The organism is Altererythrobacter chaiwopuensis, from assembly GCF_054957735.1.
The window spans coordinates 1-266 of the sequence record NZ_JBTXJF010000015.1 but is presented as its reverse complement, the minus strand read 5'-3'; the positions used below and the strand labels follow the sequence as shown (position 1 = coordinate 266).

Below are 266 nucleotides of genomic sequence, written 5' to 3'. Positions count from 1 at the left end.
GGCTTCACGAACGTGAAGATCATGGTGCCGTTCGTGCGGACCGTGGGCGAGGGCCACGCGGTGGTCGAGCTGCTCGCGGAGAACGGCCTGCGGCGCGGCGAGAACGGGCTCGAGGTCGTCATGATGTGCGAGCTGCCGAGCAACGCGGTGCTGGCCGACGACTTCCTCGAGTTCTTCGACGGCTTCTCGATCGGCTCGAACGACATGACGCAGCTCACGCTCGGCCTCGATCGCGACAGTTCGCTCGTCGCGCAGACGTTCGACGA

The 266-nt window shown here is 66.2% G+C and carries 1 protein-coding gene; it reads left to right on the top strand.

The genetic code is table 11. The features are described 5' to 3' along the window. Positions 1 to 266 (top strand): putative PEP-binding protein (locus tag ACX3VQ_RS13015; RefSeq protein WP_462581471.1); only part of this gene is annotated, 266 nt, incomplete at both ends.